Annotated in this window: 14 protein-coding genes; 9 read left to right on the forward strand and 5 right to left on the reverse strand. The window is 62.8% G+C overall.

From position 1 onward, the window contains the following. Positions 1-126 precede the first annotated feature (126 nt). Together ACH79_RS35700 and ACH79_RS35705 are read left to right on the forward strand one after the other, a co-directional pair. Entirely contained in the window at positions 127-873 is a 747-nt protein-coding gene (locus tag ACH79_RS35700) for a polysaccharide deacetylase family protein (RefSeq protein ID WP_246738258.1), read from the forward strand. A 194-nt stretch (positions 874-1,067) separates the two neighbouring features. Beyond that, positions 1,068-2,336, forward strand: a complete 1,269-nt coding sequence (locus ACH79_RS35705; RefSeq protein ID WP_371419314.1) for a polysaccharide deacetylase family protein — start codon at positions 1,068-1,070, stop codon at positions 2,334-2,336. A 101-nt stretch (positions 2,337-2,437) separates the two neighbouring features. Here the strand turns inward: ACH79_RS35705 and ACH79_RS35710 are convergent, their stop codons facing one another. Both ACH79_RS35710 and ACH79_RS35715 read right to left on the reverse strand, forming a co-directional pair. Next, entirely contained in the window at positions 2,438-2,812 is a 375-nt protein-coding gene (locus ACH79_RS35710) for a hypothetical protein (protein ID WP_057839254.1), read from the reverse strand. Between the two features lie 457 nt (positions 2,813-3,269). Beyond that, the gene (locus ACH79_RS35715) at positions 3,270-3,629 is read right to left on the reverse strand and encodes a hypothetical protein (RefSeq protein WP_202639104.1); all 360 of its coding nucleotides are present in this window, start codon (positions 3,627-3,629) and stop codon (positions 3,270-3,272) included. Between the two features lie 407 nt (positions 3,630-4,036). Between ACH79_RS35715 and ACH79_RS44430 the strand changes: the two genes are divergently transcribed. From ACH79_RS44430 to ACH79_RS35750, 7 genes are all read left to right on the forward strand, one after another. After that, positions 4,037-4,807: a hypothetical protein gene (locus tag ACH79_RS44430; protein ID WP_246738259.1), complete on the forward strand. Its 771-nt coding sequence runs from the start codon at positions 4,037-4,039 to the stop codon at positions 4,805-4,807. A gap of 482 nt (positions 4,808-5,289) precedes the next feature. Next, entirely contained in the window at positions 5,290-9,069 is a 3,780-nt protein-coding gene (locus tag ACH79_RS35725; protein WP_161855120.1) for a DUF4132 domain-containing protein, read from the forward strand. Then, on the forward strand, positions 9,069-10,172 hold the full coding sequence (locus ACH79_RS35730; protein ID WP_161855121.1) for an AAA family ATPase: 1,104 nt from the start codon (positions 9,069-9,071) through the stop codon (positions 10,170-10,172). Before ACH79_RS35725 ends, ACH79_RS35730 begins: the two co-directional genes overlap by 1 nt. Before the next feature lie 10 nt (positions 10,173-10,182). Continuing rightward, positions 10,183-12,609 (forward strand): DUF5682 family protein, encoded by a 2,427-nt coding sequence (locus tag ACH79_RS35735; protein ID WP_161855122.1) that lies wholly within the window; start codon positions 10,183-10,185, stop codon positions 12,607-12,609. Further along, positions 12,588-13,772, forward strand: a complete 1,185-nt coding sequence (locus ACH79_RS35740) for a VWA domain-containing protein (RefSeq protein ID WP_161855123.1) — start codon at positions 12,588-12,590, stop codon at positions 13,770-13,772. Before ACH79_RS35735 ends, ACH79_RS35740 begins: the two co-directional genes overlap by 22 nt. A gap of 8 nt (positions 13,773-13,780) precedes the next feature. Beyond that, positions 13,781-15,853, forward strand: coding sequence for an SWIM zinc finger family protein (locus ACH79_RS35745; RefSeq protein WP_161855124.1), 2,073 nt, complete (start codon positions 13,781-13,783; stop codon positions 15,851-15,853). A 471-nt stretch (positions 15,854-16,324) separates the two neighbouring features. Continuing rightward, positions 16,325-17,422 carry an FAD-binding oxidoreductase gene (locus ACH79_RS35750; protein WP_161855125.1) on the forward strand — a complete coding sequence of 366 codons (1,098 nt, stop codon included), beginning with the start codon at positions 16,325-16,327 and terminating at the stop codon, positions 17,420-17,422. Positions 17,423-18,269: 847 nt separating this feature from the next. Here the strand turns inward: ACH79_RS35750 and ACH79_RS35755 are convergent. The 3 genes from ACH79_RS35755 to pflA all read right to left on the reverse strand — a co-directional run bounded on the left by ACH79_RS35755 (position 18,270) and on the right by pflA (position 21,757). Further along, complete coding sequence (locus ACH79_RS35755) at positions 18,270-19,160, reverse strand: formate/nitrite transporter family protein (RefSeq protein WP_161855126.1); 891 nt, start codon at positions 19,158-19,160, stop codon at positions 18,270-18,272. A gap of 142 nt (positions 19,161-19,302) precedes the next feature. Then, complete coding sequence (locus ACH79_RS35760; protein WP_161855127.1) at positions 19,303-20,904, reverse strand: aspartate:alanine exchanger family transporter; 1,602 nt, start codon at positions 20,902-20,904, stop codon at positions 19,303-19,305. 25 nt (positions 20,905-20,929) lie between these two features. Next, positions 20,930-21,757, reverse strand: a complete 828-nt coding sequence (gene pflA, locus ACH79_RS35765) for a pyruvate formate-lyase-activating protein (protein ID WP_161855128.1) — start codon at positions 21,755-21,757, stop codon at positions 20,930-20,932. Positions 21,758-21,765: the final 8 nt, after the last annotated feature.

Consider the following 21,765-nt stretch of genomic DNA (forward strand, 5'->3'; position numbering starts at 1 on the left):
GAGAGAAATGTCTGAGCTATCGCCCCGCATTACCCAATCGCCTGCGCCATGCGCAATGCCAAATATCGCCAACTGCAAATGATGCGAAATTTTAGCGCGGCGCTGTACGCGGCAGTCGCGACATTGATGAGCTCCGTCGCGCCGGCCGCCGCCGCCGAATGTCCCCGCAAGGACGCGCTCGGCACCTCGCGCGTCCTTGCGGTGGATACCGCTACCTACCCGCGCGTGGGGCTCAAGAGCTTTCCACAAACGTTGCCACTGGCAGACCGCGAGGTGGTGCTGACCTTCGATGACGGGCCGTGGCCTGCGACGGACAAGAAGATCCTGGCGGCGCTGGCGCAGGAATGCGTGCGCGCCACCTTCTTCCTGATCGGAAGGTCGGCCTCAGCCCATCCCGAGCTGGTGCGAAGAATGGCAGCCGAGGGCCATACCATCGCCCACCACACCTGGAGCCACCGCAATCTGAAATACATGAAGCCGGAGGCGGCCATCGGCGAGATCGACAAGGGTATCGCGGCGGCCGAAGCGGCGCTGCACGGGACGGCCACCACGACCCCGAGCACACCGTTCTTTCGCTTCCCCTATTTTGATATGTCGCCCGCCACGCTGGAGGCCTTGCAGAAGCGCGGCATCGCCGTGCTGGGCGCTGACCTCTGGGCCAGCGATTGGAATCCGATGACGCCGGCCCAGCAGTTGAAACTGCTCACCGATCGGCTGCAGGTCGCCCGCAAAGGCATCATCCTGCTGCACGACCCGAAGGGACAGACCGCCACCATGCTGCCGGCCTTCCTGCGCTATCTCCGCGACAACCATTACCGCGTGGTTCACTTGGTTCCGGCGGATGCCAAAACCGTGGCCAGCAAAGCACATTAGATCACGATCTGCTTGGCCAGCGCGGTTCTTGCCCCCCGGATCGGGCGCCAGGGCCAAATTAAGTCTGGAATTCAGGTGATTAAGACGGCATTCATGATGCAATTGTAAGCCGTTGCGTGCGCTTGGAATGAAGCCGGGGTTCAATGATCGCTAGCGTATTTGGGGAGCTGCGGTGGTCGTGGACCGCCTTGTGCGTGGGCGTCGTAACCTCTGTCGCCGCACAGGCTGCGTCGGCCGCCGATTGCCCAGGTCATCCCGACGCCATCGGCACGTCACGCACCATCGTGGTCGATCCGCGCGCCTACCCCATCATCGGCACCATGCAATATGGCAAGACGCTGCCGCTGCAGGACCGTGAGGTGGTGCTGACCTTCGATGACGGCCCGCTGCCGAAATACAGCAACCTGATCCTCGACATTCTGGCCGCGCATTGCGCAAAGGCGACCTTCTTCATGGTCGGGAGCCAGGCCAACGCCAATCCGGAAGGCGTGCGCAAGGTTCGCGATGCCGGCCATACGGTGGCCACCCACAGCCAGAACCATCCCGCCGGCATGGATCGACTGCCGTTCGACCGCTCCAAACAAGAGATCGAACAGGGCATTGCCTCGGTGACCGCGGCACTCGGCGACGGCACCGCGCCGGCGCCGTTCCTGCGCATTCCCGGCCTGCGCCGGACCGACGAGATCGAGGCATTCGCCGCTTCCAAGGGGCTTCAGCTGTGGAGCGCCGATTTCCCGGCCGACGACTGGCGCGACGTCTCCGCCAATCGCGTCTATGAGCTTGCGATGCAGCGGCTGGAGCGAAAGGGCAAAGGCATCTTGCTGCTGCACGACATCCAGCCGCGCACGGTCACGGCGCTGCCGAGAATCCTGCACGAAATGAAGGCGCGCGGCTATCGCATCGTCCATGTCGTGCCGGCGACACCGGGGCGGCCGGCGACGCCGACCGAACCGCAGCAATGGCTGTTGCATCCGCCGTCAGAGACGGTGGCGATTTCGCGCTGGCCGAAGGTTCCGAAATTCGCTGCAGCCGGCCCGGCCGCGCTTCCTATCCCAGCCTTGTCCGATCTTGACTGGCGCAATCCGGATGCCGTTACGCGCGCACATCGGCGCGGAGGCGCTGTGCCCTTGCCGCTGATAGCGCTGTGGCCGCGGCAGATCACCTTGCCGCCGAACGGCGTGCTGGCCACACTCCCGGTGCCGGCTGCGAGCATTTTCAGGATTCCGGATCCGTTGACGCTGACCTCGCCCGTACGCCGGATCGACACGGCAGCTAATGCCCGTGCCACCGAAGTCTCCGCCAAGCTGGCCGGCAAGTCGCGCCGCAACGGGCACCCGGCGGCGGCGCGGCCGGCGGCATCGGCCGCCCAGCCTGCGCCACCGGGCGCCGCAACTACGCCCAAGCCGGCAGATTCCAGAAAGAACGGGCGCTCGGTCCGGGTGGCCGGCTTGAAGAAGCGCTGATCGGCCGGTTCTGATCGAACGGATCAGGACCGCGCTCCAATCATTTGTATTTATGCATTTTCCTGATGCCTGCCCTTCGTACAGGCCGCAATCGGGCAGACTCAGTTCGTTACGATCTTGGCGAGACAGAGCAAGATGACGATGGCGAGAAACAGCAGGTCGATATAGGCCTTTATCTCGCCGGCATGGCGGAGGCCGCTGACCTCGGAGATGACCTGCTTGCGCGTCGACGTCGAATTCGGCCCCTCGCCCAGCGCCGCCACCAGACGGCGCGCCTCCAGTTCCAGCCGCTCGATGCGCTGGAAGAAGTGAAACGAGCGCAGCGCGGACGCCGCATGCATGCCGGCATAGACCAGCACGAGAACCGCCACGACCACGCGGTGCTGATATTTTTCGAGGAAGTTCAGAGCGAAATAGACCAGCGCCAGGAACACGAAATTGGAGAGGAATCGATAGGCATAGCTCAGAAACAGCATGAAGATGCTCCGGGTGGTCTCAAGTAGCGCGAACTCTTGGAAGCGCCGAACTGCGGCAGGCGCGCGGACCGGAATCACCGGCCGGCGGGCTGGCGCACTCTACGCGAACGATGCGACGGCAGGGCACTATTAACCCGCACTCGCTTCCAAAGGAATCGCGCCCGTGTCATTGCGGACACGCCAGCTCTCGCTCCCGATGGTATGAAGACAATACCGCAACTTGTGATAAGGATACGATCCTGCCGATCAGGGCTGCGGCCGCAGCGGCATTCTCAGCGACTACCTGACATCACAAAAGAGAACCCGTCATTTGCGACGGGGTGCAGGTCTAGGGAGGACTACAAACTAAGCTGATTCGCGGCGCGGAGGTGTACCGCAATTCACATACGCTATTGGAAACTCATGGCCTCCCGTCGGGACGGCAAATCTGATCGATGTTCCTGATATCTCACGGCGGCTACAATTTGCCGTCGATCATCTTGAGCTTGACGGTCTCGCAGGTCTTGCGCACTTGCTCGGTAAAGATCGAGCATTCCTCGATGCGCTTGAAAATCTTCTTGGCTTCCTCGCGGTACGACGTTGCGGTATCGCGCATGAAGGCAATGGCATTATGCACTTCGGCGGTCATTGCCTCGCATCTCTTCGCCGCGTTGATCAGCTCTGCGCCCATTGCTTCGATTTCCTTTGCGGCGGCTTCATAGTCACGGACCACGGCTTCGGCCGAGAGCGCGCCAACGCGCGTAACGCCCTCTTCATGCTCGACGTAATCCGGCATCGGGCCCGATGGAGCCGTCCTGATCACAGGATGGCTTCCCACGACGTCCTCTTCAAGTTTGGCTAAGTCCAGCGGCGCAGTTCTGTGTAGTCGTTCGACACTCGCCATAGGTCATTCTCCGTAACTCAATGAACAACCCCCAGAGCGTGAGCATGGCGACCGATTCGTGGCGGAAACCTGAATCAAAGAGAGCAACTAAAAGGCGAACGTGTGAATGCACGAGCCGCGACGTCGTGCCCAGGGCGCTCCTGTTCACGCGAAGCCACGCCGCTTCACGCATAGCCAGGCCCGGCGCATCGGGATGCGCGCGGCCTACGCTTAAGGGGCGATTAACAGTTTTGCATCAATGATTGAGGTTCCAGCGCAATATCCTTTCAAGCCGCAAGAATTGCGGAGCCGCACTCAAACCTCTTCAGGAGGATCGATTGAGGACGCTTCTTGTTTGCGCGATGGCTACGACCCTGGTCGGTTGCAGCAGCCAACAACCAACCCAGCCATCATGCGTTGGACTGAACCCGCTGGCCTGCCTGACTGCGGTTCATGTGCCGATTGAACCTGAAGCGCATGACAACGATGCTGCCGCAATCAGACCGGTGCCTGCCGTCGCCGAGCGCGGCGACACCCCGCCGCGATCCCATGCGCACCGTGAAGTCCGTCGGACACCGAGGCCAATCAAGGTCGCGGCGAAAGCCGCTTCTCCCGTTCCGATACCGCTTCCTTCACCGCAAACAAGCCAGCAGACGACGGGCAATGCCGTTGCCGGACAAGCGACACCAGCAAGTACCACCGATCCGCATTCAACGACCGACGTTCCGCAAACCCGAACGATCGAGGAGCAGGTGGCGGCTGCCTCTGCCGTTGCGGAGCGAATGTCGGTCCCGACGCTGGATGCGTCGCTGGACGCTCTCGTGGCCGTGCTCGTGGCTGATACGGGCGTCAAGTCGGTCTCCGACCTGACCGGCAAGACAATTGCGATCGACGATCGATATTCCGAACAGTCCATCAGCCGCGTCCGGACCGCGATGGTGGCGGCGGGCGCGCTCGAAGTCCAGGTGAGCAAAGGTCAAACCGCGGCGATCAATCGGCTGGTCAGTAAAGAAGTTCCGGCCGCCATCGTCGGTTTAGTCTCTGCCGCCGCCGCGGATAGCTTTCCCGAGCTCGCACGATACAGGACCTTTCAAGTCCCGCTTAAGCCTCGATCAAGCCAGGCCAAGCCGTGACATGTTTGCCCCTCGGAGGTTCACCAGCCCGCGACGGGATGCGGGCGGAGCCAAAAACCAACAAAGAACAGGGCTGATCTCCGAGGGGCGCTCCGAGAGAGAAGAAGACATTTAGCAATTTCAACAACTTGCATCTCGCGCCAATAAACGCTTTTCAACGCCGGCGTTCGAGAGCGGCAACACATCCCAATGGGCGGCTCCCGGAACTAGAGTCGAGCCGTGACTAGCGCAAAGCCTGTTCGAGCCTTGCGATATTCCTGAAGCCTCGGGCCGGAATTGAGCCATGTTCTTTAAATGATATTGCGGCATGCCGTCGATATTGCAGCTCGCCTGCCCTGCTCCAACGCTGGTTGAATTGATTGTTCGTGCAGCCGTGATCTGCGGACGCTACCATGATCCGAATCGATCCCTCCCGGGTTGCGAGAGATGCCTTCATCAAGCCGCGCTGATGCCAGCGTCGGCCCTCAATCAAGAATTCATGCATGTTTGATTTTCTCAAATCGGTAATCGGCATCGGCAAACCGGCGGGAATCGCCACCGAGGCCGACAACGCCACGGCCAGGGAGATCGTAACCGACCTCAAGCGACTGGAGACGGTCAGCCCGGATCTCGCGAAGCGAGCCATCGGCTACGTCCTGACGGGTGAAGGCAGCTCCGTGCTGCTTCAGATCGAGCAACAGGCCAGCGCCGTTCAAAATGCCCTCAGCCACTATCACTACAACACCCCGACGACGGCGGCTCAGACCACGGCGCAGGCGGCCATCAAGGCCCGCAGCAACGTTATCGGGCGTCGACATGGATCCGAAGCAACCTGGATACGTCGCTATTTCGAGGTGCTCACGCTACCTCACAAAGGTTCGCGCTGGGGTATGTTCTCGCATCAGGGACCGAGCCCATTGTGGCTTCGGGGCCTTTTTGCCCAGGGGGAGCTCAGCCTGCAAACGAAGCTGGCAACCGATTTCAACACGGTCTTGAGCTGGCGCGATGCTGAAGATAGCGCGACGGTTTTCGCGTTAGACCTGCTCGTTCTGGAGAAGGTCAACCAATACTACTTTAGCGGCCACGACATCGGATCGAAGTTTGATTTCAAGAGAGGCCTGCTCGCGGAGAAGCAGGCGGCCATGGAGTCGTTTGCGAAATATGACCGCCCGGGCCAGGCCATTTTCATTCATATCCTGAAGCAATTCGACCTGGTCAAGGACGAATATTTTCACTTCATCTACCAGCAGTACCTGCTGACAACCAGCAAGGCGGTTCGCGAGGCGGCCCAGAACGCGTTGCTCGCCTCACCGCCCGAAACATTGGCCGCAAGCGCCACCCAGACTCTCGCCGACGGCAACCCGACGGCACGTGCGCAGGCCGCGCAGATCCTGCCGCTTGTGATGGGTGAACAGGCCCGGCCGCTGCTCGAAAACCATCTTGCCAAGGAAACGTCAAAGACCGTCCGCAAGGTCATCGAACTCGGGCTGGGACCGGCGGTCGTGCGCGACGGCGCCGCCGAGACCGCGCGCACACTGAAGGGCGATGGCGCCGAAGGCTACCTTGCCGCTGACGGCACCGAAGTGCTTTCGCCGCCGCTCGCAGCGATGCCGGGACCGACGCCGCTGCCCGACAGCGTCAAGGCCGGATATTGCAATCTGCTCGACAAAGCCCACGCCCAGTGGATGAAGCACTACGAGTACCAGAAAGCACTCCACGAAAACGCGACGGCCGAGCAACGGAAGGCTTGGCGGAAACCAGAGCTGCCCAAACCGATCGAACACTCCGTTGCCGACAGATACTGTGCGTTGTTGGCCTCGGACCGTCCGATCGATGAGGATGTGGTCGTCAAGATCGGTAACATCTCCCCCTTTGCTCCCTACAACGCAGGGGCCGCGGCCGATCCACCGTTCAACAATCCAGACCTGACGCTGTGGCATCTCTGCCGCGCGCGTTCCGTTGAAGCGGGCAGGACAAGGAACCACAACTGGCTCATGGGGAATCTGCTGAATGGCCACGGGGCTATCCCCGCAGCTATTCATGCGCGACTGACCAACGGCCTCGATTTGCGCACTCTGGCGACACTGATGCGGCAGGACCTCGAACCGAAGGCGCTGGCAATCCACGTCGTGAACGTCGGCATCTCGGAAGACCTGCCTGCGGAGACAATCTGGCCACTTCTCGCAGCTCATTTCGATGTACTCGATCAGGCGCTCGGGCAAGTAGCAGCAACGGATTTTCGCGAACCGCCGGTCTTGAACGCGTTGAGCCGGCTCCGCCTGTTTCCGAAATTGCCGGCGCGCTATTTCAACACGGTCCTGATCCACGCGCTGTCGGCCAAGAAATCCGTCAACAAGCCGGCCCGCGCGTTGCTGCTCGGGATCGACGGTATAGAGCAACGTCTGCTGCCGTTCCTTTCGGACAGCAAGCAGGATGTCCGCTCGGGCGTCGCCCAGATGCTCGGCGCCATCGGTGCCGAGAGCGCCATCGAACCGCTCAAGAAGGCGCTTGGCAAGGAGAAGTCCGAACTGGTGCGGGCAGCTGTGCTCGGCGCGCTGCGCAGGCTCAATGTCGATATTTCCAGCTACGTCTCGCCGGAAATCCTGATCAAGGAAGCCACCACCGGCCTGAAAGGCAAGAAGGCCAAGGATATCGGCTGGTTTCCGCTCGATAGCCTGCCCGCCCTCAGTTGGGCGAGTGGCGGCACTGTGCCTTCAGACGTTCCACGCTGGTGGATCGCACTTGCGGGAAAGCTGGCGCAGGCGGGCGGCAACACGCTGTTCTCGCTCTGGCTCGATCAGCTCACGCCCGAGAGTGCCGAGGCGCTCGGTCGTCACATCCTCGGCAGCTTCCTGCGTTACGATGCAACGCACTGCTCTGAAGACGAAGCAAATGCCCATGCCAAGGCCCATGCCCAACAGCGCTACGAACAATACCAGGAATATGCGAAGCGCTGGGACAACGAGTTTTACCGCTCCTATACGTATGAAAAGGCGTTTGCCGATCTGCGTGCCGAGAAGCTTGGGATCTATCTCAACAATGCCCAGGCCGATCGCGGTATCCTTGGATTGGCGACGCGCGCGGAGGGTACCTTCGCGGTTCAGATGGTCCGCACCTATATGCGCGATCACTATAAGCGGACCGCGCAGGTCAAGGCGCTCACTGAATATCTGAGCGGCAACACGTCTTCGGCCGCGCTGCAGTTGCTGCTGTCGATCGCCCGCCGCCATCGCACCAACGCGGTCCAGGTGCTGGCGCAAGAGCTGGTCGAACGCCTTGCCGACGAACGGAACTGGACCACCGACGAGCTGGCCGACCGCACCATCCCGACGGCAGGTCTCGATGAGCGCGGCACGCTCGACTTGGAGATCGGCAGCCGTGTCTATCAGGCAAGGCTCGATGCCGAAGACGTGCTCACGCTCTACAACCCCGATGGCAAGGTGGTGAAGAGCCTGCCCCAGGTCAGTGACGGGCCTGACAAGGAGAGTGCCGCGGAAGCCAAGAAGGCGCTCTCGAACGCCAAGAAGGAATTGAAGCAGGTTCACGAATTTCAGGCCAAGCGGCTGTACGAAGCGCTCTGTGTCGGCCGGCGCTGGCAGCTTGCCGATTGGCAGCGCTTCCTGCTCGAGCATCCGATCGTCGGGCGGCTGGTGCAGCGCCTGGTCTGGCTCGGCCTGGACGCGCAAGGCGAAATCGTCGCTTCGTTCCGGCCGCTTGAGGATCTGTCATTGACCGATAGCAGCGACAATGCCGTCGATCCCGCCTCTTTCGCCGCCGTCCAACTCGCGCACCGCTCTCTGTTCACGGCCGAACAAAGCGAAGCCTGGAAGCAACATCTCGCCGACTACAAGGTCGACCCGCTGTTCAATCAGCTCGACCGCCCGGTGCTCACGAGCGCCGTTGGTACCTCCATCGAGGACCGCACCGGCCACATCATCGAGGCCTTCAAGCTGCGCAGCGCGGCACAGAAGCTCGGCTATGAGCGCGCGCAGGCCGAGGATGGCGGCTGGTTTACGCAATACATCAAGCCCTTTGGCGGCATTGCGATCAACGCCGTGATCGAGTTCACGGGATCTCCGCTGCCTGAAGAAAATCGGGCGGTGGCCCTGGTTGCGGCCAAGTTCGTGCGGGCGCGCAAGGGCGCGCGGTCGGCTTACGGCGTGCAGATTGCGCTCAACGAGGTGCCTTCGGTGCTGCTGAGCGAAGTCTGGAATGACCTTCATCAGATTGCAGGCGCCGGCAGCGGATTTGCTGAGGACTGGCGCAACAAGGTGGGCTGGTAATGGAACAACGAAACGCGTTGCAACTGCGCCCCAGCGCCGAAATCCGGTTCGCCGACGAGCTCGCGGCGCTGAAGGCAGCCGATCAGGGAAGACGGCCGCCGGGATGGGCGCTCTCCGCACGCGCGGTCCGCAGCTTCATCCTCGGCGACAGCAAGCTCGCCATTCGGCGCAAATTCTATGGTGACGATGCGCTGGTCGAACGAGCATTGGTCGCCTTGATGAGCGAGCAAGGCCTGATGCTGGTGGGCGAGCCGGGCACGGCCAAGTCGATGCTGTCCGAATTGCTGGCTGCAGCGATCAGCGGTTCGTCGATGCTGGTGGTACAGGGATCGACCGGCGTCACCGAGGACCATGTCCGGTACGGCTGGAACTATGCGCTGCTGATCGCCGAGGGACCGACCCCGCGCGCGCTCGTTCCCTCCCCGGTGATGGAAGCGATGCGTCTTGGCCGTGTCGTACGCGTCGAGGAGCTGACGCGATGCCCGCCGGAGATTCAGGATGTCCTGATCTCCGTGCTGTCGGAAAAGGTGATGGCGGTACCCGAGCTCGGCGAGAGCGCCAGCGTCTACGCAGCGCCCGGCTTCTCGGTGATCGGCACCGCCAATCTCCGCGACCGCGGCGTGCATGAAATGTCGAGCGCGCTCAAGCGCCGTTTCAACTTTGAAACTGTGACCCCGCTGACCGACCCGGCCCTGGAAACCGAGTTGATCCGTCAGGAAGTCGACAAGCGGCTCGGTCAGGCTGATATCTCAGTGAACTTCCCCGACGAGGTCACCGATCTTCTCGTCACCACCTTCCAGGATCTGCGCCGCGGTCAGACCAAGGACCAGGTGCCGCTGTCAAAACCGGCAGCCGTGATGTCGACGGCGGAGGCCGTGAACATCGCCCACGCGGCGGCACTCGAAGCAGCGTTCCTCGGCAATGGCGATGTCGGCGGCGCCCATATCGGACGCCAGTTGCATGGCGTCATCGTCAAGGACAATGCGGAGGACGTGAAGAAGGTTCGCGCCTATGTCGATCACATCGTCAAGGAGCGCGCCCGCCGCAGTAAAGTGTGGTCGGATTTCCTCGGCGCAGTGAAGGCCATGAAAGACGAGAGCTGAGGCTCACGGCATGAGCGCACTCGATCCGGCCGCGACCGCCATTCGCCTGTTTGATTCAGAACGCAACCTTCACTTCTTTCCGATCCGTCATCACTCGCCGGCCTGCGCGTTGCACCTGCGCGAAGCGCTGCGCGCCATCCGTCCCACCGCCGTCCTGATCGAGGGGCCGGTCGATTTCGAACCTCTCATCGGCGAGCTGCTCGCGCCGGGCGTCGTGCCGCCGGTCGCCATGGTAGCGTTGCCCGACAACGAGGCGCGTGCCGAGAAAGGCCGCGGCGGCACCACCTATTATCCAATCTGCCGCCATTCACCCGAATATGTCGCGATCCAGCAAGCGACCGACCTCGGCGCCACCGTCCGCTTCATCGACCTGCCGTCCCGCCACCCCGCGATGCTGTCGGACGGTCGAGACAGGCAGGACCAGCCGCTGCTGCCGATGCGGGAGACCATGTTCGATCGCGGCGCCTATGTGGAAGCGATGTGCGCGCGAGCCGGTTTTCGCGATGGCCTGGCGTTGTGGGACGGTCTGTTCGAAGCGCGCGCCCGCAGCACCGACTGGCGCGGCTTCTTTGCCAGCGTCGGCGCCTATTGCGCGGCATTGCGAGCCGCATCGGACAAGGATGAATTGCAGGCTGACGGAACGCTGGCGCGCGAAGCCATGATGCGCGCCTGCATCCACGACGCGATTGCAAAGGCCTCCGGACCGATCGCTGTTATAACAGGCGGCTTTCACACGCCCGCGCTGATCGACGCGCAACCGGACGCGCCACGACCGGCCGGCGCCACCACCCGCTCGAATGCCTGGCTCATTCGCTACGACTTCCGCGCCCTCGACCGCCTCAACGGCTACGGCGCCGGTCTACCACTGCCGGGCTTCTACGAGCGGATGTGGGAACGCCTGATCGGAACGAACGATGATGCCAATAGCTCGCTGACTGAGGAGATCCTGGTCGGCTTTCGCGCGCATCTGATCGCGAACGAACCGGCGCTGGCGTTCGCGTTCCCGACCCTTCGCTCCATGGTCGAGGCGGCAAGGCGGCTTGCCGAGTTGCGCGGACTGTCCGAGCCCGGGCGAACCGAGCTGTTCGACGCGCTGCGATCGTCAGCGATCAAGGAGGAAATCGAGGTCGGCGCTCATCCGCTGTTGGCCGCCTTCACGACATTTCTCCAGGGCGACCGGCTAGGTGACCTGCCACCCGGCAGCCGGCTGCCGCCGCTGGTCGAGCGAGCCCGGGGCGAAGCCAGAGCTCTCGGCCTGTCGCTCGAAGACGCGGTGCCCAAGACACGCGAGCTCGATATCTACCGAAAACCCCGCCACGGTCAGACAAGCCGATTTCTGCACGCCATGCGGCTGGTCGCGCCCGCCTTCGCTCAACGCAACAAAGGCCCCGACAGGGTGCATGGCTTTCGCGCCGACATGCTGATGGAGACCTGGACCTATGCCTGGTCGCCCGCCGTCGAGGCCTCACTGATCGAGCGGGCGGCCGATGGCGAAACCGTCAGGGATGCCGCCGCCACGATCCTGATCCGGCGCCTTGCCGATCTCGAGAAGGAAGGCCAGCGCAACAACGCCGAGGCGGCTTTCAACCTCCTGAGTGTCGCCTTCGATGCCGGGATCGGCAGCGCCGCTGACACGCTGGCTGCGGCCGTCGGCGTCGCGGTAGATGAAGACACCAATCTGGCGCGCTTGACCAACGCCCTGGTGATCGGTCAGGCCCTCAACAGCCGGGCCAAGGGGATGCAGTCCGACAACGGCGTCCGGGCTTTCGCCTCGCTGCTTCCTCCCCTGCTCGATCGGTTGGCGCGGCGCATCGCCGAGTTGCTGTACGGCCTTGCCGCCGTCAGCGCCGACAATGTCGGCGAAGCGACGGGTTGTCTGGCGGCGCTGGCGGAGGCAATGGCCGATCCCGATCCGCCATTTCCGACCCAACCGCTCCGCGATGCCCTGCAGCATCTGATGACCGTCCAGCTCGATCCGCAACTTGCCGGCGCCGTCATTGCGCTTGCCGCGCTGATCGGCCTGATCGATGAGCCGGAAGCAGGACGACGCCTGTCGGCCGCGCTGGCGGGGGCATTCGAGCGCCCTGGTGAAGCCGTGCGCACGCTTTCGGGCGTGATGGCGCTGGCGCCGCAGCTGTTCGTCAACGACAGCAGCGTCATCGCGGCGATCGATGGTTTGTTCGGCGCCGTGGACGACCAGGGATTTCTCGCGCTGCTGCCGCAACTGCGCATGGCATTCGCCGAACTGAGCCCGCACGAGACCGATCGGGTTGCCGCAGTTGTCGCGGCAGCCCATGGTGCCGGCGAAGACGACATCGCGATCCTGCAGCAGGTCCCGGATGCGCGGGTGCTGTCGGAGCACCTGGCTCTCGGCGAACGGCTGCGCAGCCAATGGCTCCAGGACGGCCTGGCTGCATGGCTGGAGCCCTCGCCATGACGCCGCCGAACGACAGAGCCGGTCAGCGATTGTCCGCAGAGCAGACGCAGCGCCTCTTGCGCTGGCGCATGGCGTTGGGGCGCTACGCGGACAATCAGCTCGGCAGTTCGGGCCTCACGGCTGAAGAGCTGCGTCGCGACCAATTGCTCGAACGCATCTATGCGGAGCGCGGCCGCCAGCGCGGCCTGCGCCTGGGCAGCGGCCGCAAGGGCTCGCTCGATCCGAGCCAGATCACCATTCCCGACTGGCTCAACGACAGCCGCCGGCTGTTTCCGGCCTCGGTGTTCGAGACCATTCAGGGCCATGCGCTGAATGACCTCGGCCTGGCCGGACTGTTCGCCGATCCAGCCTCGCTGCAGAAGCTGCAACCCAATCTCGACCTGATGAAGGTGCTGCTTGCCTTCAAGGGAAAGGCGGACAGGAACCTGGTCGAGGCGATCCGCGGGGTCGTCGATACCGTGGTCGAAGAGCTCAAGCGGAAACTGAAGGCGGAGATGGAACGTGCATTGTCGGGCCGGCGCGATCGCTTCCGCCGCGGCAAGCTGCGATCGGCGGCCAATCTCGACCTCCGCCGCACCATCCGAGACAATTTGCGGCACTACAGCCCCGAGCGTAAGGCCGTCATCGCCGAGCGGCTGCATTTTGTCGCCCGGAACAAGCGACGCATGCCATGGACGATCATCCTGTGCGTCGACCAGAGCGGGTCGATGCTCAACTCGCTCATCCACGCCACCGTGATGGCCTCGATCCTGGCGGGGCTGCCGGCCGTGGACGTGCGCTTCGTCGCTTTCGATACCTCGATCGTCGATATGTCCGACAAGCTTGCCGATCCGGTCGACCTCCTGCTCTCGGTCCAGCTTGGCGGCGGCACCGATATCGCGCGCGCCATGACTTATTGCGAGGGCCTTGTCGTCAATCCCAGCCGTACCGTCATTGCGCTGATCAGCGACTTTGAGGAAGGCGGCTCGCTTGCCGACCTGCTGCGCTGTGTCCGGCGCCTTGCGGAAGCCCGCACCCGGCTGATCGGCCTCGCCGCGCTCGACACCAACGGCGCGGCCGTGTTCGACCGCTCTGCCGCCGCGAAGCTGGCAGGCCTCGGCATGCACATCGCCGCCATGACGCCCGACCGCTTCGCGGAATGGCTGGTCGGCATCATGGACTAAGCACGATCATGTCCAAGCTCATCCCGCTTTACGCCCAGATCGACGACGCAACCCTGGAGGCCATGGCCTCCAAGGGCATTGTTCGCCGCGGGCGCGCCGATGCGGTCAATGTGCGGTTCGAAGCGATCGGTGCTGACGAGATCGTCGGTACAATCGAGGGCGCCACGGTGCGGCTCGACGACAAGGGCCTCGCCAAGGCGCGCTGCACCTGCCCGGCTGCCACCACGTGCCGGCACAAGATCGCAATTGTTTTCGCGCTGCGAACCCAGGCTGGCGAGCAACCAGCCGCGCCGGCGGTCGAGACCGATTGGCCGGCCCGCCTCGCGACCTTCGACCGCAAAACCCTGCTGAACGCCGTCGGCAAGACTGGCTTGCGCGAGGCCATCCGGCTGTTTGCCCTGGCCGAAGCTGCGACGATCCACCCCGGCGGCCTCTCGCTCAAAGTGGTGTTGCGATTGAGCGCGGAGGAAATTGAGGTCGCGGTGCCGGCCGAGGGCGATTTCAGTTCCGTGGTTTCCGGCCTGCCCGAGCGCCGACGACCAGCCGGCCATGCCGCTGCGATCCTCGCGGCGCGCCGCCATTTCGGCCACGAGACGATCGAGATCGACGAGACGGATACTGTTGTCGATCAAAAGGCATTCGTTCCCGACGGACCGCTGCTCGCCGCCATGCGGGACGCGGTGTGCCGCGCCTATTCGCAAGGATTTGCCGTACCATCGCGCGCGCTTGAAGAGCGGCTGATGCTGCTTTCGGTTTCCAGCCGCGCCGAGGCGATGCCGCGTCTTTCCGCCAGCCTGCGGCGCATCGCCGAGGGGCTGGAACAGCGCCGCTCGCGCAGCGTCAACCATGACCCGGTGGAGCTGCTGCGCGAGATCGCGTTCGCCCACGCCTTGCTCCATGCGGTTTCGCACACCAGCGATGACGCGCGTTTGCGCAGACTTGCAGGCACGGTGCGCGCCGAATACGAACCCATCGGCGATGTTGGCCTGATCGGCCTCGGAGCGACGCTGTTCGAGACGATCGCCGGCGCGGTCGGCGTGACCGGCCATTTCGCCGAACCGGCAACGGGGCGGCGGTTCACGGCCACGCTGGCCAGGGGTACCACCCACGACACGCGCTTTGACCCGCGCGCTGCCTATCGCACCCAGTCGATCTGGGGCCACACACTGGCCCGGCTTTCGTCGGCCACATTTCATCTTTCCGGCGCGCATGCTTCGTCCACCGGCCGGCTTTCCTTGTCGCAAACGAGCCGCGCCGAAGCGATCCAGCCGTTCAAGCCAGGCCCGGAGGAAATCGCCGGCTGGGCCCGGGATCGCAGTGGTCCGCTCGCCGATCTGGCCCATATGTCCTGGCCGATCCTTGCCGACCATCTCGCTCGCTGCTTCGCGCCGTCGCTCGACGCGCCACCGCTTTCGGCACAGCCGGTCATCCTGCTGCCAAGCCGCATTGCGCCCGTGACCTTTGACGATCTGACGCAGCGTCTGCGCTGGCCACTGATGGATCTGAGCGGCGCGTGGATTTCGCTCACGCTCGACCATGACGACGAAGGACGTGGACTTGGCGCCAGTCGCATCGCGGCGCTCGAGGCCGCGCTCGGCGACGGCGGCAACAAGCGGCCGTTTGCCATCGTCGCGATCGCAAGGCCCGAGGGTGGAAAGATAGTGCTGGAGCCGATCGCGCTTTGGGGAGAGACCCAGACGTCGCTCGACTTCCCCGATCGAATCCCCGCACAGGGCGCCGATGTTGTCTCCCGCCTCATGGCGGGCCTGCGCAGGAGGGTGACCCAGTTCGCCCCGCCGCCGCCGGCCGACGTTACCGTGCGCCAGACGTCTCAACTGCTGCAGGCCGGCGTCGATGCGTTGATCGGCTTTGCGGAAGCCGGGCTGCACAGCCCCGCCCAAGAGAGGCTGCTGGCGCCGATGGCAAAGACCTATCAGCTTGCGTCGCTGACGCCGCTTGCTCAACTGTTTTCGCGGACGGTCGCAAGCCGCGGAAGCGACGCCTCCTCTGCAGCCCTGGCCAGCGCCCAAGGACTGTTCACGCTGCAGAGCTTCAATAGCCGCCTTCAGATCTGGACGTGATCGGTGCGACCATTTCTGCGCAGCGCCGAAGTGGCGGGAACGGTGTGGCACCGCTGCGCGGGTTATGCTCGAGAAAAGCCTAGCGATTTCAATGCCAAAAGTGGGGTGGTGCGCTCGGAGGGCGGAGAAGAGGTTAGCAACTTCAATAACTTGCCGAGATGAGCCAAAGGCGAGGTGCATTTCCCGCCTATAGGTGCTGTTCAAGCCCAGTGCCAAGCTGAACTAACTAAATCGGGCGCGACGCCGATTCAGTACGCGCGCCTCGCAATCGACCCTGCAATCGGAGCAATCCTCCGGGGACGACATTTGTGGACTGTGCCGCTATTTTGAGAAGCACCAAAGCGAAGGGCACCCGTTTACGCTACGTGCCACCAAGATTTCGGCCAGTAACAACCGGGGCCGGGGCAAGCAGCAGCCAATGAACCGGGCCTGGGCTGGCTCGGTGCTTCTATATGAATCCATGGAGACATCATGCGGGTGGTGATTTGCGGAGCCGGCGTGATCGGAGCCTGCACCGCCTACTTCCTCGCTCGCCGCGGCATCGACGTCATCGTGGTGGAGAGGACCGAAGTGGCTGCGGCGGCGTCCGGCAAGGCCGGCGGATTTCGGGCGCTCGACTGGTCCGCTGGCACTCCGCTCGATGCGCTGGCGCGCCGCAGCTTTCATCTCCACGCCGCCCTACCCGACGAGATTGCGGGTGATTGGGCCTACCAGCGCATGACCGCCTATAGCGGGCTCGTCGTCCCCGATCATGCTCGTAGTCATTCACCGGCCAAACTCGATTGGCTTTCCGACGGCGTAGTCGTTGTTGATCGACTCGGCACACCAGAAACAACGGCAATTGTTCACCCGCGCAAATTCACTTCCGCTATGATGAGCGCCGCACAAAGCTACGGCGCTGAACTGCGCGCGGGACGGGTCACCGGGATGGTGCGGAGTGCGGATGGATCTGCAGTTAAGGGCGTGGAGGTCGATGGCGCCGTTTTGGAGGCGGATGCCGTCGTGATCGCGATGGGGCCTTGGTCGTTGATGGCCGCCGCGTGGGTGCATCTGCCCGCCGTCTTCGGACAGAGAAGCCCGAGCTTGGTTTACGACACCGGCACCGATGTCACAGCGGATGCCCTCTTCCTCGAATATCATGAAGGGAGCGCCGTGGCTGCAACGGTCGAAGTCTTCCCGCGGGCCGACGGCAGCACACTCATCACCGCCTCCTCAGATCAAGCGCCGCTGCCACTCGACCCCGCGGTCGTTACGGCGGACCAAAACGAGGTTGATCGTCTCCAGGCGATCTCCGAACGGCTGTCACCGTTCTTTCGCCCGGAGAGGATCATCGCGCGGCAAGCCTGCTTCCGGCCGGTCACGCAAGACAGTCTGCCGTTGATCGGCAAAGTGCCGCAGATTGAGGGCGTCTACGTGGCCACCGGCCATAGTGTCTGGGGCATCCTCAACGCACCGGCAACGGGTCAGGCCTTGGCGGAGCTGATCGCCGAGGGCGTTTCGCTCACTACGGATCTGGAGCCTTTCGACCCGGCCCGGTTCCGGGTCCCAATATATCGACCTGTCCGCTGAGTAGGTTCAAATCCCGGACCTGCAAGCGCGTTTGTTATAACTTCTGTTTTAGGGGATCTCTCGCGGCCAGCGGCAAGGTTGAGAATGGCCATCAGCTCGCCGCGTAGGGTGGCATGGCTCTCGCCCCGTTTCTCACCTGGGGTTATCACTACCTCGCCAATTAGCGAGCGGATGTTCTCCCGGGCTTCCCCATTTGACTCCGGCTCGGCCAGGGTTTCCGCTAGTCGTATCGCCCTGGCGCGGTAGTGCTCAGCGATATTCGGATGCACGTCCGGCATATCGGCTGGAGCCTCTGAAAGTCGCGCCTCGATCTCGGCTTTCTGTTGCGCCAGCTCCGCCATCCTCGCTTTCATAGCCGGCTGGTACATCCCATCCTCGATAGCATCCATGATCCCTTTGATGCCCCTCTCAATCTTCTCAAGGGCGCGGCGGTCCGCTTCTGCTTGCGCTCGTCGCTCATGGTTCTGGCGATTGGTCTCCTCCGCATAGGCGCGCACCGCGACCGCCACCGCCTCGGGCGACACCAGCTTGTCCGTAAGACCCGCCAGTACGCGCCGCTCGATGTCGTCGCGGCGAATAGTGCGGCCGTTGTCGCAGGTCCCTTTGCGGAAATGACCAAGACAGCCGTAGCAAGTCGCGGCCCGATCATCTGCCGCGCGAAGGCGTTCTGCTCAACGTTGATAGTGAGATCTGCGGCTGTCGCGGTGGCGCGCTTCATGCCATTGGCGAGAAACATTGGGCACCCAATTGACTTTCGTCAGCGGCATGAAGGTTACCTTTCTTGTGGCGAGTCGCCGATGTGCTCTGTCACCTGCTCCGGACCCGATGATCGGCTTCGGCCGCTACTTCATGACCCTTCTTTGCCCTGACTAGCACGGCTCCTGCCGCTCTCACCGAAGGCTGCCCGATAGATAATCCAATACATCGCGCCGACGAGGCCGGCACCACCTACGATATTGCCGAGCGTGACCGGTACAAGATTGTGAATAATGCCCGTCATTGTTATGACCGACGCGTCGAAATCAGGAGGGACATTTCCTGCTCGCGTCATCAACCAGGCCAAGGGCAGGAAATACATGTTGGCGACGCAGTGCTCAAAGCCGGCGGCGATGAAGGCGGAGATCGGAAATACGAGCGCAACAATCTTGTCGGTAACCGACCGGCCGGCATATGCCAGCCACACCGCCAAGCAAACGAGCAGGTTACACAAAATTCCCTTGAAGAATAACGTCACTGCATCGGGCTGGATCTTGGCGACAGCCGTATTCAGTATCGACAGGCCGACGCGGCCTCCATTCATGTCGAGATGATGCGAAAGGAAGACCAGGACCACAAGTCCGAGCGCGCCGATCAGGTTGCCGAAATAGACGACGCCCCAGTTGCGCAGCATTTCCTTCGTCGTCACATGTCCGCTCGCCCAGGCCATCACGATCAGATTGTTTCCCGTGAAGAGTTCAGCTCCGCCAACCAGAACGATTGCCAGCCCGAGCGAAAAAACCAGTCCGCCGAGCACACGCGCCGTGGCGAAGCTCAGACTCGCGTCGCTGACGACGACAGTATAGTACAGTGCGCCAAGTCCGATGCTGCCCCCTGCGATCACGGCCAGCATGAATGAAGCCAGAAAGGGAAGGTTCGTCTTCTTGACTCCGACTTTCTCGACAGCCTCCTTGATCTCGGCCGGGCTGTAGGCATTCAAATTGAAGATGGGTGGTTGCGGCGGGGATGCCCGATCAGCCATGCCGTGTCTCCCGTGCCTGGTCCATCGACGAGCGTAACCTTCCGGCGATGCCTTGCTCCGACGAGCGATCTTGACCTGGACCGCCGATCTGGAGATCCCGATCATGAATGAACGATGGCAAGGCCCTGTTCTGATAGGTCGCCTAGCCAGCGCTGCTGCCAACCATGAGGAGACCCACGATCTGCGCGGCGATCACCTTCACCAGTGTCATGGAAGGAAAGATCATGGCGTAGCCGATGTCGGGCCGTTCAGTGGGCGCCATCTTGGTCGAATAGACGAGGATCGCCGGATTTCCGGTCGCACCGGATGCCACGCCCACGAGATCGTCGTACGGGATTCTCAGAATGTAGTGGCCCACCAGTAAGACGATGGCTACCGTCGTCAGCAGAACCGCAACGCCGATAAAGAGCATCGTAAGCCCGGATTCGGCGACGGTTCGAACAAAGGGCTGCCCTGCGTTGACGCCGACCGTTGCAAGAAACATCGCAAGTCCGAAGTTTCGCAAGACGATGTTCGCTGGTAACGGCATGGTCCAGAGCATGGGACCTGTGCGCCGCAATTTGCCAAGAATGAGAGCGACGATCAGCGGCCCCCCTCCGATACCGAGCGTCACGACGCCCACTCCAGGAATCGGAATCGGAATGAGCCCAAGCAAGACACCCAGGACCATTCCAACGCCGAGCGAAACGTAGCTGAATTCGGCCGCCGCCTTCACCGTGTCGCCGAAGTGACGCCGAATTTCGTCCTTGCGGTCAGGAGGCGTCAGCACCCCTACCCGATCGCCGAATTCGAGCATCAGGTCGGGCGCCGGCACGAGGTCCGCATCATAGCGACGGACATGCAATAAGTGGGTTGGATAGCCGGCCGGCATGGGAAGACTGGCAAGGGGTACTCCCACTACGCTGGCCTTCCCGACGAAGACCCTGATGTAGTCGAGATCGGCGCGGTCGCTCGCCAGGCGGCCGGGCTCCAGTTTTCCAAGCGTGGCGGCCGCCCTGGCAATTGCTTCATTCTGCTCAGCGACCACAAGAATGGCGTCTCCGGCGGACAAGACGGTATCGCCCACAGGAACGAAATTGTGCCCGCCCTTTCGAACCATCGTGACCTGGACACCGCTGAGCGCCCCGGTCGTCAGTTCGTCCAATCTCTTTCCGGCATGGCCTTCGCCGATCGAAATTTCGCCCATGTGGAAGCGCTGCGCCTTGGCCGGAAATTTCGGCCTTACGATCCGGGTCATGAAGTAAATGCACAGGATCGGACCGATGACCCCGAAGGGGTAGGCAATGGAATAGCCGATCGATGGATCCTTGTTCTTCACGACGTCGAGGGCCGCCTGGAGCGTGGCGGTGCTCGTCATTGATCCGGCATAGATACCGAGCGTATGTCCGATCTTGATACCGAAGATGTGCCCGAGCCCAAGCGCAACGATCAAGCTGGCTAGGCATGCGACAAGCGCCAGCAGATTGTACTTCTGCCCGACGCCGAACATGCCTTCGAAGAACTGCCGACCGTAAAGAATCCCGATCCCATACAGGAACATGATCAATCCTGTCAGCCCGATCGGCCCCGTGATCTGCGCTTTGGGGGCAAACGCACCGATGGCAAGGCCCACGAAAAGAACGGCGCCAACACCGAGGGAAAATCCGCCGATGCTGATCTGACCGACCAGGTAGCCCAATCCGATCGCGAGAAATGCCGTCAGTATCGGCTGGCTTCCGATGATCTCGCGAGCAAGGTCCAACATGATGTCCGGTCTCCCCAGCCTGTCGTCAGCGCACCCGGCAGCCTGCCGCGCGGAATTGCCCGATCACCCGATCCACCAGCTCCCGGCCGGCCGTCGGAGTATCGAGAAGCTTGTAGTCGAGCCCCATCGCCTTCCACTTGAAAGCGCCCATCTGGTGGAACGGCTGCACCTCGACCCACTCGACGTTCTTCATCGGCGCGACGAACCGGGCGATGCCCTCGACGTTGGCGGGATCGTCGGTCTCGCCGGGGACGAGCGTGAAGCGGACCCACACCGGCTTGGATAGCGAAGCGAGGCGCTCGGCGAAGCGCAGCGTCGGCGCGAGGTCGCGAGCTGTCACGCGCCGGTACGTGTCGGGATCCGAACTTTTGATATCGAGCAGGACGAGATCGATGTTCGACAGGTAGTCTTCGTCGACACGATCGCCCAGAAATCCCGAGGTCTGAATGGCCGTGTGCAGGCCCATGGTCTTCGCTCCGGCGAATATCCGCCGGGTGAATGCAAGCTGAACCATCGGCTCGCCGCCGGAAATGGTGAGTCCCCCGCCAAGCGAAAGAAGTGCCGGCGCGAAATCGCCTAGGCGACGGAGCACGTGATCGGCCGAAACGTAGGTCCCGTCCTTCAGATGCCAGGTATCCGGATTGTGGCAGTAAGTGCATCGCAGCAGGCAACCGGAGACGAACAGCACCACGCGCAGCCCCGGCCCGTCGTATCGGGACGAGGTTTCGTAGGAATGGCAATATCCGAATGCGCCCTTCTCGTCCTTGAACTGGCTTTCGTCTGGCGCGTCGGGTGAAATCCCCACCCGGAGGTCATGACGACTTCCGGGTTCAAGTGTCTGCACCGTCGACATGGTGCACC

This window comes from Bradyrhizobium sp. CCBAU 051011, from assembly GCF_009930815.1.
Classification (GTDB): domain Bacteria; phylum Pseudomonadota; class Alphaproteobacteria; order Rhizobiales; family Xanthobacteraceae; genus Bradyrhizobium.